The organism is Paraburkholderia sp. BL9I2N2 (genome assembly GCF_004339745.1).
Taxonomy (GTDB): domain Bacteria; phylum Pseudomonadota; class Gammaproteobacteria; order Burkholderiales; family Burkholderiaceae; genus Paraburkholderia.
Genome location: NZ_SMGP01000001.1, coordinates 1,438,195 through 1,454,572, shown reverse-complemented (window position 1 = coordinate 1,454,572; position 16,378 = coordinate 1,438,195). Strand labels below are relative to the sequence as shown.

The following is a 16,378-nucleotide window of genomic DNA, read 5'->3' as shown; positions in this document are numbered from 1 at the left end:
GAGTATGCGTCTGTATAGCCGCCCCCGGACACGCAGAGGTACGCCGTCCTGCCCGCTTGTTATCGCGGCGCTTACCCCTCACACGCTGGGCCGCCGGCGCAATCGCGCAATCCCTGGTGAACGTCGAGCTTCGGCGCGTTGGTAGCGGCATGTTTCGCTGGCGCGACTCTTTCCACGACGATCTTCGTATCTTCGTTAACCCGGATGAACTGATCTCGCGCCAGACTAATGAAAGCGGTCAATGCTGGGGTGATCAAGGTGTCACTCCTATGAATGAAAACGGTCTTGACATTTGCGATCTCGGGCGGCAGCCGATGGTAGCGGATCGTCTGGCGGGATACATAGCTTTCGACGACAGTCTTCGGCAACAACGTAACGCCTATGCCCGCAGCGACACATGACAGGATGCCATCAAGCGTTCCCCATTACCTGATTGGGAACCAGCCCGCCCTGATGAAACCAATGCTCGAGTGTAGAGCGGTAAAAGCATCCCGTCCGGAAAACAAGCACCGTTTGTTGAGGCATGACGCGGATAAGCGCTGCCAGCGAGTCAAACTCGCAACTGCTCACCAGGACCAGTTCTTCTTCGAACGCCTCCTCCTGGGACAGACCTGTGTTCTCGTGAAACCCGCCCACGAACGCGCCATCAAGACGATAACTTTCGATAGCCTTGATCAATTCGACGGTGGTGCCCGTCAACAGAGATAACTTGACCTGGGGATGCTTTGCCCGGTATTTCGTCAGCACCTGGGGCAGTCGTATCGCAGCCGTCGTTTCCATCGATCCGAGTCGAAGGTGCCCGGCGGGCGTTGCAGTATCCATCAGCGCATTGCGACTCTCCTCCGTGAGTTGCAGAATGCGGCGTGCGTAGCCGAGGAGAGTCTGTCCGGCCGACGTGAGCACCACGCCACTCTTTTGCCGAATGAACAGTTGCTGACTCAACTCAGCCTCGAGCTCTTTCACCCGCATGGTGACATTGGACTGCACGGTGTGCACTTTGTCCGCCGCCGCAGTGAAGCTGCCCTCTTCGGCCACAGCACAGAAGATTCTCAACTGACGCATTTCCATGACGGCATCCTATCGATCACTGAAAATGACGAATGGCGTAACGCAATGCGACGCCCTTTCACCCAGGCTTCAGACCGTTGTTAGCGCATGATCTACGTCGCGGTCCAGACGCTGTGGGATTGCCGCCATCGCATTAGGGATAGGTCCGGGAAGCGAGCGGAAAAAATCAATGCAGAAATCGACGAAGGTTCTCAGTCTCACAGGAAGCAATTCCCGGTGCGAGTAGAAAAGACATACCTCTGCGCCGCTTTCCGACGTGGAGCACTGCGGCAAGATGTGCGTGAGATGCCCCGCGGCAATGTCTTCACGAACCATAGCTTCGGATATGGTCGCAATGCCGGTTCCCGTAAGTGCCGCTGCCCGAAGCAGCACCTCGTTGCCGTCCATGGACGACATCGGCAGCACGCTCATTCGCTTTCCTGTTTCCAGAAGATCGATGAAATTCGTGCCCTTCTGCTTTGACGCAGGGTCCAACAGAAGGAAATGGCTAGCCAGATCCGATGCGGCTTCGGGTGTCCCGCATCGTTCAAGATATCCTGGAGCGGCGACAAAAATGTGCCGCGACCTGGACAACGTACGGCGAATTACCCCAGACTGCTCCACTAGATGAGGCGGAAGAATCGCCATGTCGAAGTGGCCGTCATACAGGTTCACCGCTTCTTCCCGAACGGAAACCATGAGATTCACGTTGGGAGCGATTGCTTGATAGTCGGACAAAAGTCGCGAGAAGGTTTTGTTCACCAGCATCGGGTGCACAACGAGTCGTAACCTTCCACTATCGATTTCCCGTTCTTGCGCGATCCGACGATTCGCTTCGTCAAGTTCTTCGAGGAGACGGCAGCAACTCAAATAGTACGACTGTGCCGCATCTGTCACTGAAACAGATCGGGTTGTTCTATGCAGGATCAGCGTCTGAATGCTCTCTTCGAGCTTGGCGATAGCTTTGGAGATCGAGCCCGTGGTCACGCCCAATGATGCAGCCGCCTTACTAAAGCTTCTATGCTGTGCGACTGCAACGAATGCTCGCAACATGTATAGCTGATCCATCGCCTACCTCGCTGATAAATTTCACAAAGCAAACATCCCCTGACTGGAACTTTCGTGGCTGTAAAGATCCGAAGGCTGCCATCATTGCCGACAAATCCATCGAAGGTCAGACAAACCATATAGCGACGTTCTTACATTGAGATTGTTGACATATCGCGCAGGAAACAGCTTAGCAACGTTTCCAATACGCATAGGCGGTTTATGGCGATAAGGGTATCGCGTAAACAGATAACCGACAGTTTCTGCGGAGTTCCGGCGGAATCGATCGACAGCTAGCCGCCCGGCGGGACCGCTCACTGTGCGCCCAACTTGTTCTCGCCGGGAAAGAGTGTTTGCCTATCGTGGGTATTCAAACTCGAAGGCAACGAGCTTACGATTCGCAATTTATCAGCATCGCAGGTTCGATAGAAGCTGGAGCCAACGTGGGCAAAGTGCTCCTCGTCTGTTCGTCACGATCTGCGGGAAAATCAACATGTCTATCGAGAAAATGCCCGAACTTGCCCAAGCCGTCGATCTATATTTTCAGGCACTGCACGAGTGCGATCTGGACAAGTTTGATCGGGTTTTCCACACGAGTTGCAGCTTGTTCGACACGGACGACGGAAAACTGACTGTCGTTCCCATTGCCGACTACCGGGAGGTCATCGCTGAACGTGTGTCGCCAATGAGTAAAGGCCAAAGGCGTGACGATGCGTTGATCTCGGCGGACTTTCTGTCGACCGACATTGCAGTCACCAAAGTTCACCTGCGCATCCACGACAAGGTTTTCATCCGATCACTTGAACTGGGCGTATGTCAACGGCTCCTTTGTGATCGTGGCCAAGCTGTGGCACGACATATCGACCGTGTCCGTCTGATCGTATTTGTCCGTTCCTGATGAAACATTCCATGGTCGCTGCCCAGTTCGCCTCGGCCATCGGGTAATAGGTCTTTTTGCGGCATGAAGGGATGTTCCTCCTACCCTACCCTGCCCTTCTGTTGTCGCGGCGCACATTCTCGGAAGTGCGCTTTTTTTGTGAGCTATCCCGATCACCCAGTGACGGGTGCACCCCACAGACTCGTGCGGGCCCACGGATGGGTCGTCTCGTTCGTTGCCGGCGTAGCGTTATCTATCAATCAGATAGCCGTATATTTTCCCTTCGCTTGTCAATCGCTCCGGACAGTGCGAGCGTATGACGTCAATCATGCTCCTGCCTGTATGCGTGATGCTCTAATGGTTAGTTTCCCCTGTACATATCCCTAACGGAGAAGCAATGACACTTACCCACAAACAGCAATCGATCAAGGACGAGTTCATCCGCGTGCGGGGTACGTGGGCTCCGCAATGGGAAAGCATTCTTCGCGTCGACTGTGATTTCCTGCATGCGTACCTTAACCTGTCAGCGGTGCCACTGCGACACAACCACCTGGAGGACAAGGTCAAGGAGTTCATCTATATCGCGGTGAATGCGTCCTCGACCCATCTCTTTGCTCCCGGCATCCAGATGCATCTGAAGGCGGCGGTGGATTTTGGTGCCACACGTGAAGAACTGATGGAAGTGCTCGAGCTGACCAGTACGATCGGTATTCACGCTTCCAATGTTGCCATGCCCATCCTCGCAGAAGTGCTTGAGGAAGAAGGTCTCCGCGAGCGGACAGTGTCTGCGGATAGCCGCAGGCAAACATTGAAGCGGCGCTTTACCGAAGTACAGGGGCATTGGGATCGCATCTGGGACGATGCGCTGGAACTCGATCCGGATTTCTTCGAGGCGTACCTCGAATTTTCGTCGGTTCCGTGGCAGAACGGAGTTCTCGAACCGAAAATCAAGGAGCTTGTGCTTTGCGCGCTCGATGTCGCCGCCACCCATCTTTACGAGCCGGGTATCAGGATTCACATGCGCAATGCACTTCGTCACGGTGCAACCGCGGAGGAAATCATGGAGGTCATCGAGATTGCGAGTGTTATCGGAATCCACGGTGCACTGATCGGTACTCAGATGCTGGAAGACGCAATCGCGGCCGCGCAGGATATATAGACAGCAACGAAAGGTACACCGTTTCTTTCCACAACGGGTCCATCAAACCGGCGGTGATTTCCAAACGACGAATTCGTCGGGCGAGAGCGCATCACTCTAAACGAGGCATTTGCGTCGCGCTCTGCCCATTACTGACGATAAGTCGTGGCTTATCGATGGCGGAAGACAGGAGCGCGCTTGGCCAGGAACGCGTACATGCCTTCCTTTTGACCTTCGGTCGCGAAGGCGGCCTGAAAAAGCCGACGCTCGTGCAGCACACCTTCGCTCAGCGGTGTCTCGAATGCACGATTGACCGCCTCCTTGGCAAGCCGTACGGCAGGCAGGTTATAACCTGCGATGGTATGCGCTGTCTCGAGCGCGGTTTGCAGCAAATCGGCCGACGGAACAACGCGCGCAACGAGGCCGGCTGCAAATGCCTCATTAGCGGCCAAATTCCGGCCGGTAAGAATCAGATCCATCGCAAGCGACTTTCCGACGGCACGTGTCAAGCGCTGCGAACCGCCAATACCAGGCGGAATCCCAAGTTTGATCTCCGGTTGGCCGAATTGGGCATCATGGGCCGCAATGATGAAATCGCAGGCCATCGCCAGTTCGCAACCGCCGCCGAGTGCGTAGCCGCCAACAGCCGCGATGACCGGCTTTGAAATGGTTCGAATGCGATCCCATTCGGCGAAAAGGTCTTTGGCGTGCCAGTCGGCGAAGGACTTGTCGACCATTTCCTCGATGTCCGCCCCGGCTGCAAATGCGCGCGCATTGCCTGTTATCACGATCGCGCCGATTCCATCGTCCTGATCGAACTTAGTAAGCGCCGCGAGCACCTCGCGCGACATCTGAACATTGAGCGCGTTGAGGTTCTTCGGACGGTAGAGCGTGATCAGGCCGACGCGCTCCCTTCGATCGATCTTGATGGTTTCGTACACACCGTTTTCCGACACCGCTCCCACGGCATCTGCATTCGCGCCTGCGACAGCAGGTCCCACGTTCGGTTCGATTACTTGCATCTTGGTTTGCTTGGCGGATGCTTCCTGCACTGCTGAAACGTCGGTCTTCATATATTCACCTGTCAGTTCAAAATTGCGGCGTCATGCAGCAAGGCTCGCGGAGCGCTTCATTTCATCGACGCCTGATTCGGATTCAGCCTGCGACGCGTAGGCGCCCGACGAAGCCATCAGTTCAGCCAGAATCGCTTCGCGATGCTCGTCCACTGCCGGCGCTCTCCTGACCACCGTGACGTCCTCGTCGGGTGAGGTATTCATCTTGATCGGATTGCCGGCGGTTTTCACTTTCCGCTCGGACTTACCCTGGACGTGGATGAACATATTGCGCGCCTGAAGTTGGGGATGATCGATGACCTTGTCGATCGTGTTGATCGGAGCACAGGGCACGCCAGCCTCGTTCAGCTTGTCGAGCCAGACACTGACCGGTGCGGAGCGGGTTACCCGCTCAATGGCCTCGATCATGGCGGGCCGGTTTTGCACGCGAAGATCGTTCGTCAGGAACAACGGGGCGAAGGCCACTTCCGGTACGCCCAGGGCGTCTGCCATCAAAAGAAAAAGCTGATCGTTGCCTGCGGCGATGATGAATCGCCCATCCCGGGCAGCAAAGCTTTCGAACGGTGCGAGTGACGGGTGGGCGTCGCCAGTCCTCGTAGGCACCTTCTTTTCGACATCGAACCGGGCAAACGCCGTTTCCATCAACGCGGCCTGGCAATCCAGCATCGCAATGTCCACGTGCGTGCCTTGTGCATCTCTGGAGCGCTTGTAGAGCCCCGCGAGGATGCCTATCACGGCGAATAGTGCTGCACCGAGGTCGCCGAAGGCTGTGCCAACTCGCGCGGGCTGACTGTCGGGCCACCCCGTCAAACTCATGACTCCGCCCATAGCCTGCACGACGGTGTCGTAACCGGGCAGATCCTTGAACGGGCCGGTGTGACCAAAGCCCGAAATCGATGCGTAGACGATGTGCGGATGCGTCCTCGCCAATTGCTCTGCGCCGTAGCCGAGCCGATCCATCACCCCGGGCCGGAAGTTTTCGACCACCACGTCGGCCTTGTCCAGCAATCGGCCGAGCAGTTCGCGGTCACGCGGAGACTTGAAGTCGAGTGCAATGCTCTCCTTTCCGCGGTTGAAGCACATGAAGTACGCCGATTCGTCGTCGACGAACGGACCGAACGCCCGAGTGTCGTCTCCCGTGCCCACACGCTCTATTTTGATGACGCGTGCTCCGAGGTCAGCAAGCGTCATCGCGCAGTACGGTCCTGACAGCACACGCGAGAAATCGATCACCGTGATTCCTTCAAGGGGTAAGCGCTTCTTCACCCCGGTTTTGTTCTCAGTCATAGCCAATTCCTGGTTGAATAGAGTCAAACGCCCTGGTGAATCCAGCGCGAAGCTTTCTCTGCGATCATCATCGTAGGAGCGCCCGTATTGCCGCTGGTGATCGTGGGCATCACGCTCGCGTCCACCACCCGAAGTCCCGCAACGCCGCGCATGCGAAGATGGCTGTCGACGACAACATTCGGATCCGCGAACGTGCCCATCTGCACAGTACCCACGGGGTGGAAGATCGTGGTGGCGATGTCACCGGCCAGTTTCGTGAGTTCAGCATCCGATTCGTACTGCGGACCCGGCTTGTACTCTTGCGGCCTGTATTTCGCGAGCGCAGCCTGGCTCGCGATGCGTCGCGTCAAGCGGAGGCTGTCGACGGCGACTTTGCGATCGTCTTCCGTGCTGAGGTAATTCGGCGCAATGGCCGGCGCATCCTCGAAGTTGCCGCTCCTGATATGCACCATGCCCCGGCTTGTGGGGTTCACATTGGCCACACTGGCGGTGAACGCCGGGAATGTGTGCAGCGGTTGCCCGAAAGCGTCGAGACTCAGCGGCTGCACGTGATACTCGATGTTGGCGTGCTTCCTCGACGGATCGCTCCGGGTAAAGGCCCCGAGCTGAGAGGGTGCCATGCTCATCGGACCCGAGCGGTGCAGCGCATATTCGAGACCGATCTTGGCCTTGCCGACCATGCTCGACGCAAGAGCGTTCAGCGTCTCGCAGTTTTCAACCTGGTAGACCGCACGAATCTGAAGGTGATCCTGCAAGTTCGCACCGACGCCCGGTGTGTGCTGGACAATATCGATGCCGTGTTTTTTCAACAGAGACGCCGGCCCAATGCCTGAGTGCTGCAGAATATGCGGCGAACCGATCGCACCGGCGCTGAGCACCACTTCGCGCGCGGCGCTCACCGACACGAGTTCGCCATCGCGGACAAGTTCCACACCGGTACAACGCAGCACACCGTTTTTGTCACGGTCGATCCTGAGCTTCTTCACATGGGAGTTGGTCCACGTCGTGAGATTCGGCCGGTGTTTGATCGGACGCAGGAACGCCTTCGAGGTATTCCAGCGCCAGCCGTCTTTCTGCGTGACGTCGAAATAGCTGACGCCGAAATTATCACCAGTGTTGAAATCGTCGATGATAGGAATGCCCGCCTGCTCCGCCGCTTTGGCGAACGCATCGAGGATTTCCCACTTGAGACGCTGCCTTTCGACACGCCACTCGCCGCCGCTTCCGTGAGCCTTTGCGATGGCGTCGACACTGCTGTTCAGCAGGTCACGCTGCTTCGGATCGAGTTTGTAGAAGTCTTCGTGAGCCTTGAAGTCCTTCAATGAGTTGCTCCAGTTCCATTCCGGATCGCCCGTCAGGTCCGCCCAATGATCGTAATCGCGAGCCTGGCCACGCATGTAGATCATCCCGTTGATACTGGAGCAACCACCCAACGTTTTGCCACGTGGATAAAGAATCTGCCGGCCGTTGAGGCCTTTGTCCGGCTCAGTGCGGAATTGCCAGTCCGTGCGCGGATTGTCGACGCAATATAGATAGCCGACAGGGATATGGATCCACATGTAGTCATCGGTGCCGCCCGCCTCGACCAGAAGGACATTTCTGGTTTTGTCAGCGCTCAGACGATTCGCGAGCAGGCTGCCCGCGGAGCCGGCGCCAATCACAATAAAGTCAAATGTCGTACTTTGCATGTGCATCCTATTTGTCCACACGAGCGGTTTCCAGCGCTGCCCATTTAAATTAGACCGATCGTCTATAAAAACAGAAAAAAAAGCCGCCTAACCGAGCGCAGCGAAAAAAACGTTCGCAAAAGTACGCAACGCTTCAGGCCCGCCTTCGAGCTTCGCCCTCAACACCGCGCCCTCCCAGCCTATCCAAAAAAATGCGGCAAGTTGCGAGCAATCGGCCCCTTCCGCAATCTCGCCCGCAGCCTGCGCTTCCATCAGGCACTTCGTTGTGCGGGCTTCCCAATCGGCAAAAACCTCGCGCAGCCGTACACGATGAGCTTCCGGGAGTACGGCCATTTCTTGTCCGAGATTGCCCACGAGACACCCACGCCGAAAGCCGTAACGCCCCATCCCTGCCTCTGCGTCCGAGACGAAATCCTGCAAGCGCTTCAGGGGCGATATAGATTCGTCCGCGAGGAACTGATCGAGCTTTCTCGCAAAATACATCGCGTAGCGGTCGATCAATTCGAGGCCGAACGCTTCCTTGCTCCCGAAGTAATGGTAGAACGAGCCCTTTGGCACGTTCACGCTGCGCAAGATTTCGTCGAGTCCGGTTGCAGAGAAGCCTTTTTCCGTGAGCGCCACGACTCCAGCGCGCACGAGAAGCTCTCGGGTTTCGCTATAGCCTGCAAGTTCTTTCGGCGGGCGCCCTCTGCGGCGCGGTCCGGTATGCGTATCCATCTCACTGATATTAGACCGCTCGTCTACGAAATGCAAGGCAATGGCGTGCGTTGCGATACGCTGGGCAACCGCACCCGGCTTTTCTCTCTAAAGACGTCGCACCTCGACTCAAGACTGCCCGGCGCGAGGTACATCGGAATCAACGGTCCTGCAGGCCGTCAATCGCCAGGGCGTTCCGAAGATCATCGAACACAGTTGCGGCTTAGACGAGCGTAAGCGTCACGTCTATGTTGTTCCGCGTTGCGTTCGAATAAGGGCACACAATATGGGCCCTGTTGATGAAATCCTGAGCCGCTTCGCGTGCCATGCCCGGCAACGATATCTTCAACTCGACTTCGATGCCGAAGCCATTGGGGATCGGTCCGATGCCCACAATTCCGTTCACCGACACATCAGCAGGGATAGCAATTTTGTCGCGCGCAGCAACGAATTGCATCGCACCGATAAAGCATGCGCTATAACCGGCCGCAAAAAGCTCTTCGGGGTTTGTGCCCTTCTCGCCCTTTCCGCCCAATCCCTTCGGCCTCGTCAGCTTCAGGTCCAGTCCACTTTCAGGCGCCACGGCGCGCCCTTCGCGGCCTCCAGTAGCCTCTGCGTGAGCACGGTAGAGAACATTTTCGATCGACATTGCCAACTCCTTATCGATAAGTCAGTTAACGGGCGCAACCCGTAGCGCCCAACGATCCTTCAGTGACCCGCGCTCTGACCGCCGTCCACGTGCAGGATCTCGCCCGTCACGAACGGTGCCGCATCCAGATACAGGATCGCGTTCACGATATCGCTCATCTCGCCCATGTGGCCCACCGGGTGGAGTGCGCCGAGTGCCGCGTGCGTTTCGGGCGCATGCATCGGCGACTTCATGATGCCGGGTGCAACCGCGTTCGCGCGGATGCCGCGCTCCGCGTATTCGATTGCAAGCGACTTCGTGGCCGCGTTCAGACCGCCTTTCGTCAGCGATGCCAGCACCGACGGCACACCGTCGATGGCATGATCGACGAGACTGGTCGTGATACTGACCACATGGCCGCTTCTGTTCTTCTCCATTTCAGCGATCGCCAACTGCGTGATGTAAAAGAAACCGTTCAGATTTACACCCGTCATCGCAGCGTAGTCTTCAGCGGTATAACCCGTGAACGGCTTTGCGATGAAGATACCGGCGTTGTTGATCAACGTGTCGATGCGGCCGAAGCGCGCCACACCTTCCGTAATGACGCGATGCGCCGTCGCCGGGTCAGCGATGTCACCCGCCACGGTCAGAATGCCGGGGTCGTCCGACGGCTTGATGCTGCGTGCCGTTGCGACGATGCGATAGTCCAGCTTGCGGAATGCTTTGACGGTCTCCGCACCAATACCTTGCGATGCACCCGTCACGACTACGACCTTTTGCGATGCGCTCATTCAAACCTCGAAGTTTGGATTGGGCTCTCTTGCCCACCGGGCCGGCGGCTCCGATGCGTGCCTAATCTAGGTGTATTTATGCTTCGAGCAAATACCCGCCATGGACAAACTATTTTTCGTGCGCGGAACAAATCGGGTCGCGGCCCCATGATTCATGGGTTAGCGTGGACCGAGGAAGTTTCGATTCTCGGTCTTTGACAGATCACCCCGCGCTCGCCACGCGTCATCCATTATTCGCGAATGCCAGCGCGATGGCGTTTCCCAATTCGTCGGCGACGGGCGCGGCTGCACCCGCCGCAGTGAAAATCGTGAACTCGACATCAGGCAGTGAAGGCAAGCCTGCATCAGGCGGGACTACGTGCAAGCCGTGTACGAGTTGCGTCTGCACGACCGGCGTCACCGCAAAGCCGGCCTGCGCCGCGGCACATAGACCGGCGCCGCTCGAACACACCAGCGCAATCCGGTAGTCGATGCCCGCGCGGGCAAGCGCGGCCAGTGCGGCCTCACGATACGGACACGGTTCTGGCAGCACCGCAAGCGGCACCGGAGCGCCAGGCGTAAGCGACGCCCATTCCGCGCCGGCCCACACGAGTGGCTCGCGCCAGAGCACGCGTCCAGAACGGGCGCCCTCGCAGCGACCGCCAATCACCAAGTCCAGTTCGGCCTGATCCATTGCGTGCAGCAGTTCGCCAGGAATGCCAACCCTGACGCTGAACGCTATGCGCGGGTAGCGCACCGCGAACGTCTGCATGACATTCATCAACCTGACGTTGGCGAGGTCTTCGGAAAGGCCGACACGGATCGCACCCTCGCTCGGTGCGCGCGAAAGCTGCGCCTGCGCATCGTGATTGAGTGCGAGGATCGCCCGCGCGTAACCCAGCAGCAGTTCACCGTCGGCCGTGAGCGTGACCGAGCGCGTGGTGCGCGCGAGCAGATCGCGGCCGGTCTGTTTTTCCAGACGCCGCAGATGCGCGCTGACGGCAGACTGCGTCAGATTGAGACGGGCCGCGGCGAGCGTGAAGCCGCCCTCCTGGACCACGGCCACGAAGGAGCGCAGCAGGACGGTATCGAACATGGGGGTCCTCGCTATATAGTGCGAACCAAACTGAATATGGCGATCATACTTCGTTTATATTTTGAATCGAAATATGTTGTGATGGCGACTCCCAATCCAGATGGAGTAGTCCCATGCCTACCTTGCTGCATATCGAATCGTCGCCACGTAAGAAGCGGTCTGCGTCCCTCGACGTCGCACGCGCGTATCTGGACGCTTATCGCGACGCTCATCCGGATCATCGGATCGACGTGCTGGATCTGTGGTCGGTGGAGATGCCGGAGTTCGACGGCGACGCGCTCGATGCCAAATATGCGGACCTGAGCGGCACACCGCTCAGCGAAAACCAGCAGCAGGCGTGGACGAACATCCGAGAACTCGCGCAGCGATTGCACGACGCGGATACGTTGCTGTTCTCCGTGCCGCTATGGAATTTTTCCATTCCCTACAAGCTCAAGCATTTCATCGACGTCGTGTCGCAGCGCGGCATCCTGTTCTCGTTCGATGAGCGTGGGCTACAGGGTTTGCTGAAAGACAAGAAGGCGGTGGTCATTTATGCGAGGGGCCTCGACTATTCAGTGGGCTCGAGCACACCCGCTCATTCGTTCGATTTTCAGCGGCCGTTCATGGAAGCGTGGCTGCGATCCGTCGGCGTGAGCGACGTTAAGTCGATTGTGGTCGAGAAAACACTCCTTGGCCCCGAAGTCGATTACGCGGCAAGACAGGCTGCACGCGGGCAGGCAATGGCGCTTGCGCGGGCGGTCTCCGTTTCAGTCGGCAAATGAAATATTGCGCGGCGCATGTGGCGCATCACCTCGCCTGAAGCAGGGTGATGCTCGACCACGTAACGCCGCCTACATTCTTACTTTTTAACGAGGCACCATTTTGAATACGCTGATCAAGCAAGGGTTGTCGTTACTCGTCGTTGCCGCTGGTCTGATATCCGCCGCCACTGCGCAGGCCGCGTCCGATCCTGATCTTGCAGGCATGAACGTTGTCCTGGTACACGGCGCTTTCGCGGATGGCTCGAGCTGGAATAAAGTCATTCCTCTCCTTGAAGCAAAAGGCCTCCACGTGACGTCCGTGCAAAACCCACTGACATCACTGGGCGATGACGTTTCGGCAACGACCCGCGCGATAGACCGGCAAAACGGTCCGGTGGTGCTGGTTGGCCACTCGTGGGCCGGCTCCGTCATCACGCAGGCGGGTAACAACGACAAGGTCAAAGCGCTCGTGTACGTTGCAGCGTTTGCACCCGACAGCGAACAATCGGCCAACGACATTCAGAAAGAGCTGCCGGCGCCTTCGTGGGCGGCCGAGCTGCACAAGGACGCTGCCGGTTTCCTGACGCTGTCCGATAAGGCGATGGTCGAAGACTTCGCGCCCGATGTCTCCCACGCGCAAGCGCTTCTACTCGCTGCGACGCAGGGGCCGTGGTATTCGGGCTGTCTCGCCGAAAAGATTGGTCACGCTGCGTGGCATGACAAGCCGTCCTGGTATGTTGTCTCGATGAAGGACCGTATAGTCCCTACCGACTTCCAGATGAAATTGGCGAAACAGATCGGTGCAACGGCCGTCGATGTCGATGCGAGTCACGTACCGATGCTATCGAAACCTCAAGAGGTAGCTGCTGCAATTATTTCGGCGGCACGCGAGGTTAAGTAGCGGGATGCGCCCGTCGGCGGGAAATCAGCCGACAGATCTGTAGAGGGTTCGCGGTGGGCACCAGACATATGACTCCGGCGTAGACATGTTCCGGCCTCCTGTATGTCCGGTGTCGCCTACCCAACATCCGGTGCAAGAGATCCTTCTGGGAAAAGCGCCAGCGCAAAAGGCTCCTCCGAAGCGAGAATAAAGCTCATCTTGTCGAAATGACGGATATTGTCATGGACCATCCCGGTACCGCCCCAACCTCACCTATCATTTCCCGCGACGCGGCAATGTGGTTTTCTGCCTATGGCTTCGGCTGGGAATATTGTGCCTTTGCCTTGCCTGCCGAAACGGTTCGTGAAAAGCTCCGAGCTGCGAGCGAGACTCCGAGGCAACTGACGCTCGCTTTCGAACTCGGCAGACTGCGAATATTGCAGGCAGTCCAGCAAAAAACGTTGCCGGCGACTGGGGAGCGGGCAGAGCTATCCGCAGCCGATCTTTAGCAGGGCGGGTCTAGCTGCATCGCTAACAAACGCCTGGCATTGTCGCGTCGCGACGCACTCTCGCCTGAGGCGATTCAGGCTGCGCCCCTTTCCTCTCTGAACAGATAAAGCGCCTCCTGGATGGGCCGGTCGGAAAAAGAGAACAAGACGCTGTCCTCGTCTGCTTCGTGCCGCACGTGATGCCAGGACGGGACGACAAAGATATCCCGCTTGCTCCACTCCACGGAGATGTCGTGTCCAATCCGACTGCGGCCCCGCCCTTCGATAGGCACAAAGACTGTCGCATCAGTTGAACGGTACGCCTCCGTCGAAAACCCTTTGTGCAGCAACTGCATGAAGGTAGCCATCGTCGCCATCGCATACTTTCCGTTGCGTGGGTTGACGTATCTCATCTTCAACCCATGACAGGGATCCCACGCGTTCGCGCGGCGCATCCGCTCAAGCGCTTCGCGTGTCCGTGTATAGGGATAGTTGAAGATCGGCGAGGTTCCGCCGGCAGGCCGATGGTCTACCGGAAGCAGATTGGCCCCATAGCGGACGTCACTGTCGCCGACGGGGCGCGTAATCGATTGCTCGTCCTCCCCGAGATGCTCGGCAAACGACGCGTTCACAAACTTCACCACCGGTATGTCCAGACCATCCAGCCAGAAAATCGGGCTGTCGCTTTCATTGCCATGATCGTGCCACGCCATCGGCGGCGTGATGATGAAATCCCCTTCGTTCATCATTGTGCGTTCGCCATTCACCGATGTGTGAGCGCCACCGCCTTCCATCACAAAACGAAGCGCCGTCTGCGCGTGACGGTGCGCGGGTGCGACCTCGCCGGGAAGGACCAATTGCACCCCCGCATACAGATCGGTTGTGATCTTCGATTCACCACGCAGGCCGGGGTTCTCTAGCACGAGCACGCGCCGTTCGGCTTCTTTTGCGGTGATGATCTCGCCCGCCTCCATCATGGCCGCGCGGACGTCCGCGAAACGCCAGTGAGCCGACACGCATTTGCTCCGTGGTTCGGGCGTAATCAATTCATTCAGCGACGTCCATAGCGGCGCGAGGTTCTTCTGGCCAATCCGCTCGTAGAAAGCCTCGCGCTCCGGCGTCGCTATCACACTCATCTTTTCAGAGTTGGCGGGCATCATTTCCCTCGTTCTCTTCCGGGTCGATTCCACGTTTATTGAAAATCCGCGCAGGAGCTGTTTCCTTCAACGCTGCGACTGCAATGGCTCCAGCGCAGATTGTCCAGAGCGGCATGGTCACCGCATGCTCGATGCCGAAATGCTTGGCCAGATAACCGGCATACGCAGGTGCCACACCACCGCCAAAGACCTCACCAATACCGATGATCATGCCCGATGCCGTGGACATCAACTGGACCGGCACGGCTTCCGCCGCGACCGGACCGACGGTCAGCGTGATCAGGCTGTACAGACAACCCATCGCGATCATCAGGCAGATGAACAACGGAACCGGCGCCGCCCCCGTTCGCAGGAAAATCCACAGCGACAGAAATACGCCCGCCGTTGAAAACAGCATGACGGGCTTGCGGCCGACGCGGTCTGAAAGGGCCGGCAGCACGAGAGCGCCGATCGCCCCGCCGAAGCCTAGCGACGAAAGAATGAAACCCATCTGCTGCATGTCGAGATGCAGATAGTCCACGAGATAATTGGGGAACAGCGCAGCAATGACGATCTGGCAAGCGAGCCAGCACAGCATGCAGATGATGCCAAGCGGTACATTGCGATAGCGAAATACCTCATACCAGCGATGCTGGCCAGTATCGTGCGTCGCCGTGTGCTTCGCAATTTCAGTCGGCGTCGGTCGGCGCAATACCCGTTGCGCGAGGAGCGCTACAACGAGACCCGGAAATGCTACAAGCAGGAAAATCCAAGGCCAGCTCATCACCTTGAGAAGTTGCGTCACCACGATCGGGGTGAGACCAAGCCCGAGCAGAGCCGGCATCATTTGCTGGATCCCGACGTTGCGTCCGTGCCGGCTCGGTGGCGACGCATCCATCGTTGCAATGATGCTAGCGGGCGTGAAGGCACCCTCGGCAACCCCCATAAATGCGCGGATGGCAATCAGGCTTCCAACCCCCGTCGCCAGGCCACCGAGACCTGCCAGCAACGAAAATCCGACCATTGCCGGCACGATGACTCTCTTGAAGCCGATCCTGTCCGAGAGATTGCCTGTCAGCAGCGCAGACAAGCCCCATGCAAGCGCCAATGCTCCCGTGATATGCCCAAGGTCCTGATAGTCAAGCTTCAAATCGCGCATCAGTACGGGCATCAACGGCACAATCAGGAAGCGGTCTATGCCGACCAGGCCCATGCCGAGAGCCATCAGCGTGACAGCCTTCCATTCATAGCTTTTCGACGACTCAGCATGAGACTGCGCTACCGTTGAGGGCGCCAGCGGAGGGGTGATGTTCATTGGAAGTCCTTCTGGTTGGACAGCATCGCACCTACGAACGCCGGCATTTGCGCGTGAAGCAACTTGTCGGCAACAACAGCGTCGAATCTGCCCGATGCGCTCCTATAGCCGGGATCGCCTGACGCCGGATCAACAACACGCGACGACTGGCGATCCACTTCGCACAAGATCCCATCAAAGCGGCTCGCGAATTTGGACGCGCCCTTGTGATATGCGTGAGCGGCTATGCGCGCCGCCGAAAGTACATCGATCATCTTCGTCTCCTACTCGATTTTGTGCTGCTACCAACTATCGACGCGGCCGTGATCACTGTCCAACGATAAAAATCGACCGCCTGATCTCGATAAGTGATTACCAGTCAACGGGTTGAGCTCGCACTTTTTATTCTAATTATGTAATGCGAACTATCTTTAATATGCGTTTGACACGGAGGATCCGGACTGGCTTATCGGGGACGTTCGATTTGCGT

The 16,378-nt window shown here is 57.7% G+C and carries 18 protein-coding genes; 5 read left to right on the top strand and 13 right to left on the bottom strand.

Annotated elements, in window-relative coordinates; genetic code table 11:
* Positions 1–71: 71 nt before the first annotated feature.
* The 3 genes from B0G74_RS47430 to B0G74_RS06840 form a co-directional block, all read right to left on the bottom strand.
* Positions 72–368: a hypothetical protein gene (locus tag B0G74_RS47430; protein ID WP_279388564.1), complete on the bottom strand. Its 297-nt coding sequence runs from the start codon at positions 366–368 to the stop codon at positions 72–74.
* A 43-nt stretch (positions 369–411) separates the two neighbouring features.
* Complete coding sequence (locus tag B0G74_RS06845; RefSeq protein WP_279388563.1) at positions 412–1,068, bottom strand: LysR substrate-binding domain-containing protein; 657 nt, start codon at positions 1,066–1,068, stop codon at positions 412–414.
* 69 nt (positions 1,069–1,137) lie between these two features.
* The gene (locus B0G74_RS06840; RefSeq protein ID WP_132374093.1) at positions 1,138–2,115 is read right to left on the bottom strand and encodes a LysR family transcriptional regulator; all 978 of its coding nucleotides are present in this window, start codon (positions 2,113–2,115) and stop codon (positions 1,138–1,140) included.
* Between the two features lie 472 nt (positions 2,116–2,587).
* Between B0G74_RS06840 and B0G74_RS06835 the strand changes: the two genes are divergently transcribed.
* Both B0G74_RS06835 and B0G74_RS06830 read left to right on the top strand, forming a co-directional pair.
* Positions 2,588–2,992 (top strand): nuclear transport factor 2 family protein, encoded by a 405-nt coding sequence (locus B0G74_RS06835; RefSeq protein ID WP_207915621.1) that lies wholly within the window; start codon positions 2,588–2,590, stop codon positions 2,990–2,992.
* Between the two features lie 376 nt (positions 2,993–3,368).
* Positions 3,369–4,130: a carboxymuconolactone decarboxylase family protein gene (locus B0G74_RS06830; RefSeq protein ID WP_132374092.1), complete on the top strand. Its 762-nt coding sequence runs from the start codon at positions 3,369–3,371 to the stop codon at positions 4,128–4,130.
* A 149-nt stretch (positions 4,131–4,279) separates the two neighbouring features.
* Here B0G74_RS06830 and B0G74_RS06825 read toward each other — a convergent pair whose 3' ends face one another.
* The 7 genes from B0G74_RS06825 to B0G74_RS06795 all read right to left on the bottom strand — a co-directional run bounded on the left by B0G74_RS06825 (position 4,280) and on the right by B0G74_RS06795 (position 11,347).
* Positions 4,280–5,182 (bottom strand): enoyl-CoA hydratase-related protein, encoded by a 903-nt coding sequence (locus tag B0G74_RS06825; protein ID WP_243658134.1) that lies wholly within the window; start codon positions 5,180–5,182, stop codon positions 4,280–4,282.
* 30 nt (positions 5,183–5,212) lie between these two features.
* The gene (locus tag B0G74_RS06820) at positions 5,213–6,469 is read right to left on the bottom strand and encodes a CaiB/BaiF CoA-transferase family protein (RefSeq protein WP_132374091.1); all 1,257 of its coding nucleotides are present in this window, start codon (positions 6,467–6,469) and stop codon (positions 5,213–5,215) included.
* Positions 6,470–6,492: 23 nt separating this feature from the next.
* Positions 6,493–8,157, bottom strand: coding sequence for a GMC family oxidoreductase (locus tag B0G74_RS06815; protein ID WP_132374090.1), 1,665 nt, complete (start codon positions 8,155–8,157; stop codon positions 6,493–6,495).
* An 87-nt stretch (positions 8,158–8,244) separates the two neighbouring features.
* Positions 8,245–8,874: a TetR/AcrR family transcriptional regulator gene (locus tag B0G74_RS06810; RefSeq protein WP_132374089.1), complete on the bottom strand. Its 630-nt coding sequence runs from the start codon at positions 8,872–8,874 to the stop codon at positions 8,245–8,247.
* Between the two features lie 202 nt (positions 8,875–9,076).
* On the bottom strand, positions 9,077–9,502 hold the full coding sequence (locus tag B0G74_RS06805) for an organic hydroperoxide resistance protein (RefSeq protein WP_132374088.1): 426 nt from the start codon (positions 9,500–9,502) through the stop codon (positions 9,077–9,079).
* A gap of 59 nt (positions 9,503–9,561) precedes the next feature.
* Positions 9,562–10,272, bottom strand: coding sequence for an SDR family oxidoreductase (locus B0G74_RS06800; RefSeq protein WP_132374087.1), 711 nt, complete (start codon positions 10,270–10,272; stop codon positions 9,562–9,564).
* 223 nt (positions 10,273–10,495) lie between these two features.
* Positions 10,496–11,347 (bottom strand): LysR substrate-binding domain-containing protein, encoded by an 852-nt coding sequence (locus B0G74_RS06795; protein WP_132374086.1) that lies wholly within the window; start codon positions 11,345–11,347, stop codon positions 10,496–10,498.
* Between the two features lie 113 nt (positions 11,348–11,460).
* Between B0G74_RS06795 and B0G74_RS06790 the strand changes: the two genes are divergently transcribed.
* From B0G74_RS06790 to B0G74_RS06780, 3 genes are all read left to right on the top strand, one after another.
* Entirely contained in the window at positions 11,461–12,111 is a 651-nt protein-coding gene (locus B0G74_RS06790) for an NAD(P)H-dependent oxidoreductase (protein ID WP_132374085.1), read from the top strand.
* Positions 12,112–12,220: 109 nt separating this feature from the next.
* Positions 12,221–12,991 (top strand): alpha/beta hydrolase, encoded by a 771-nt coding sequence (locus tag B0G74_RS06785; RefSeq protein ID WP_243658251.1) that lies wholly within the window; start codon positions 12,221–12,223, stop codon positions 12,989–12,991.
* Positions 12,992–13,212: 221 nt separating this feature from the next.
* Positions 13,213–13,479, top strand: a complete 267-nt coding sequence (locus B0G74_RS06780; RefSeq protein ID WP_132374084.1) for a hypothetical protein — start codon at positions 13,213–13,215, stop codon at positions 13,477–13,479.
* Positions 13,480–13,553: 74 nt separating this feature from the next.
* Here the strand turns inward: B0G74_RS06780 and gtdA are convergent, their stop codons facing one another.
* From gtdA to B0G74_RS06765, 3 genes are read right to left on the bottom strand one after another with little or no spacing between them, the layout of a single operon-like run.
* Positions 13,554–14,618, bottom strand: coding sequence for a gentisate 1,2-dioxygenase (gtdA, locus tag B0G74_RS06775; RefSeq protein WP_243658133.1), 1,065 nt, complete (start codon positions 14,616–14,618; stop codon positions 13,554–13,556).
* Positions 14,599–15,909: an MFS transporter gene (locus B0G74_RS06770; protein ID WP_132374083.1), complete on the bottom strand. Its 1,311-nt coding sequence runs from the start codon at positions 15,907–15,909 to the stop codon at positions 14,599–14,601. Before B0G74_RS06770 ends, gtdA begins: the two co-directional genes overlap by 20 nt.
* Positions 15,906–16,163 carry a hypothetical protein gene (locus B0G74_RS06765; protein ID WP_132374082.1) on the bottom strand — a complete coding sequence of 86 codons (258 nt, stop codon included), beginning with the start codon at positions 16,161–16,163 and terminating at the stop codon, positions 15,906–15,908. The genes B0G74_RS06770 and B0G74_RS06765 overlap by 4 nt, the downstream gene beginning before the upstream one ends.
* Between the last annotated feature and the right edge of the window lie 215 nt (positions 16,164–16,378).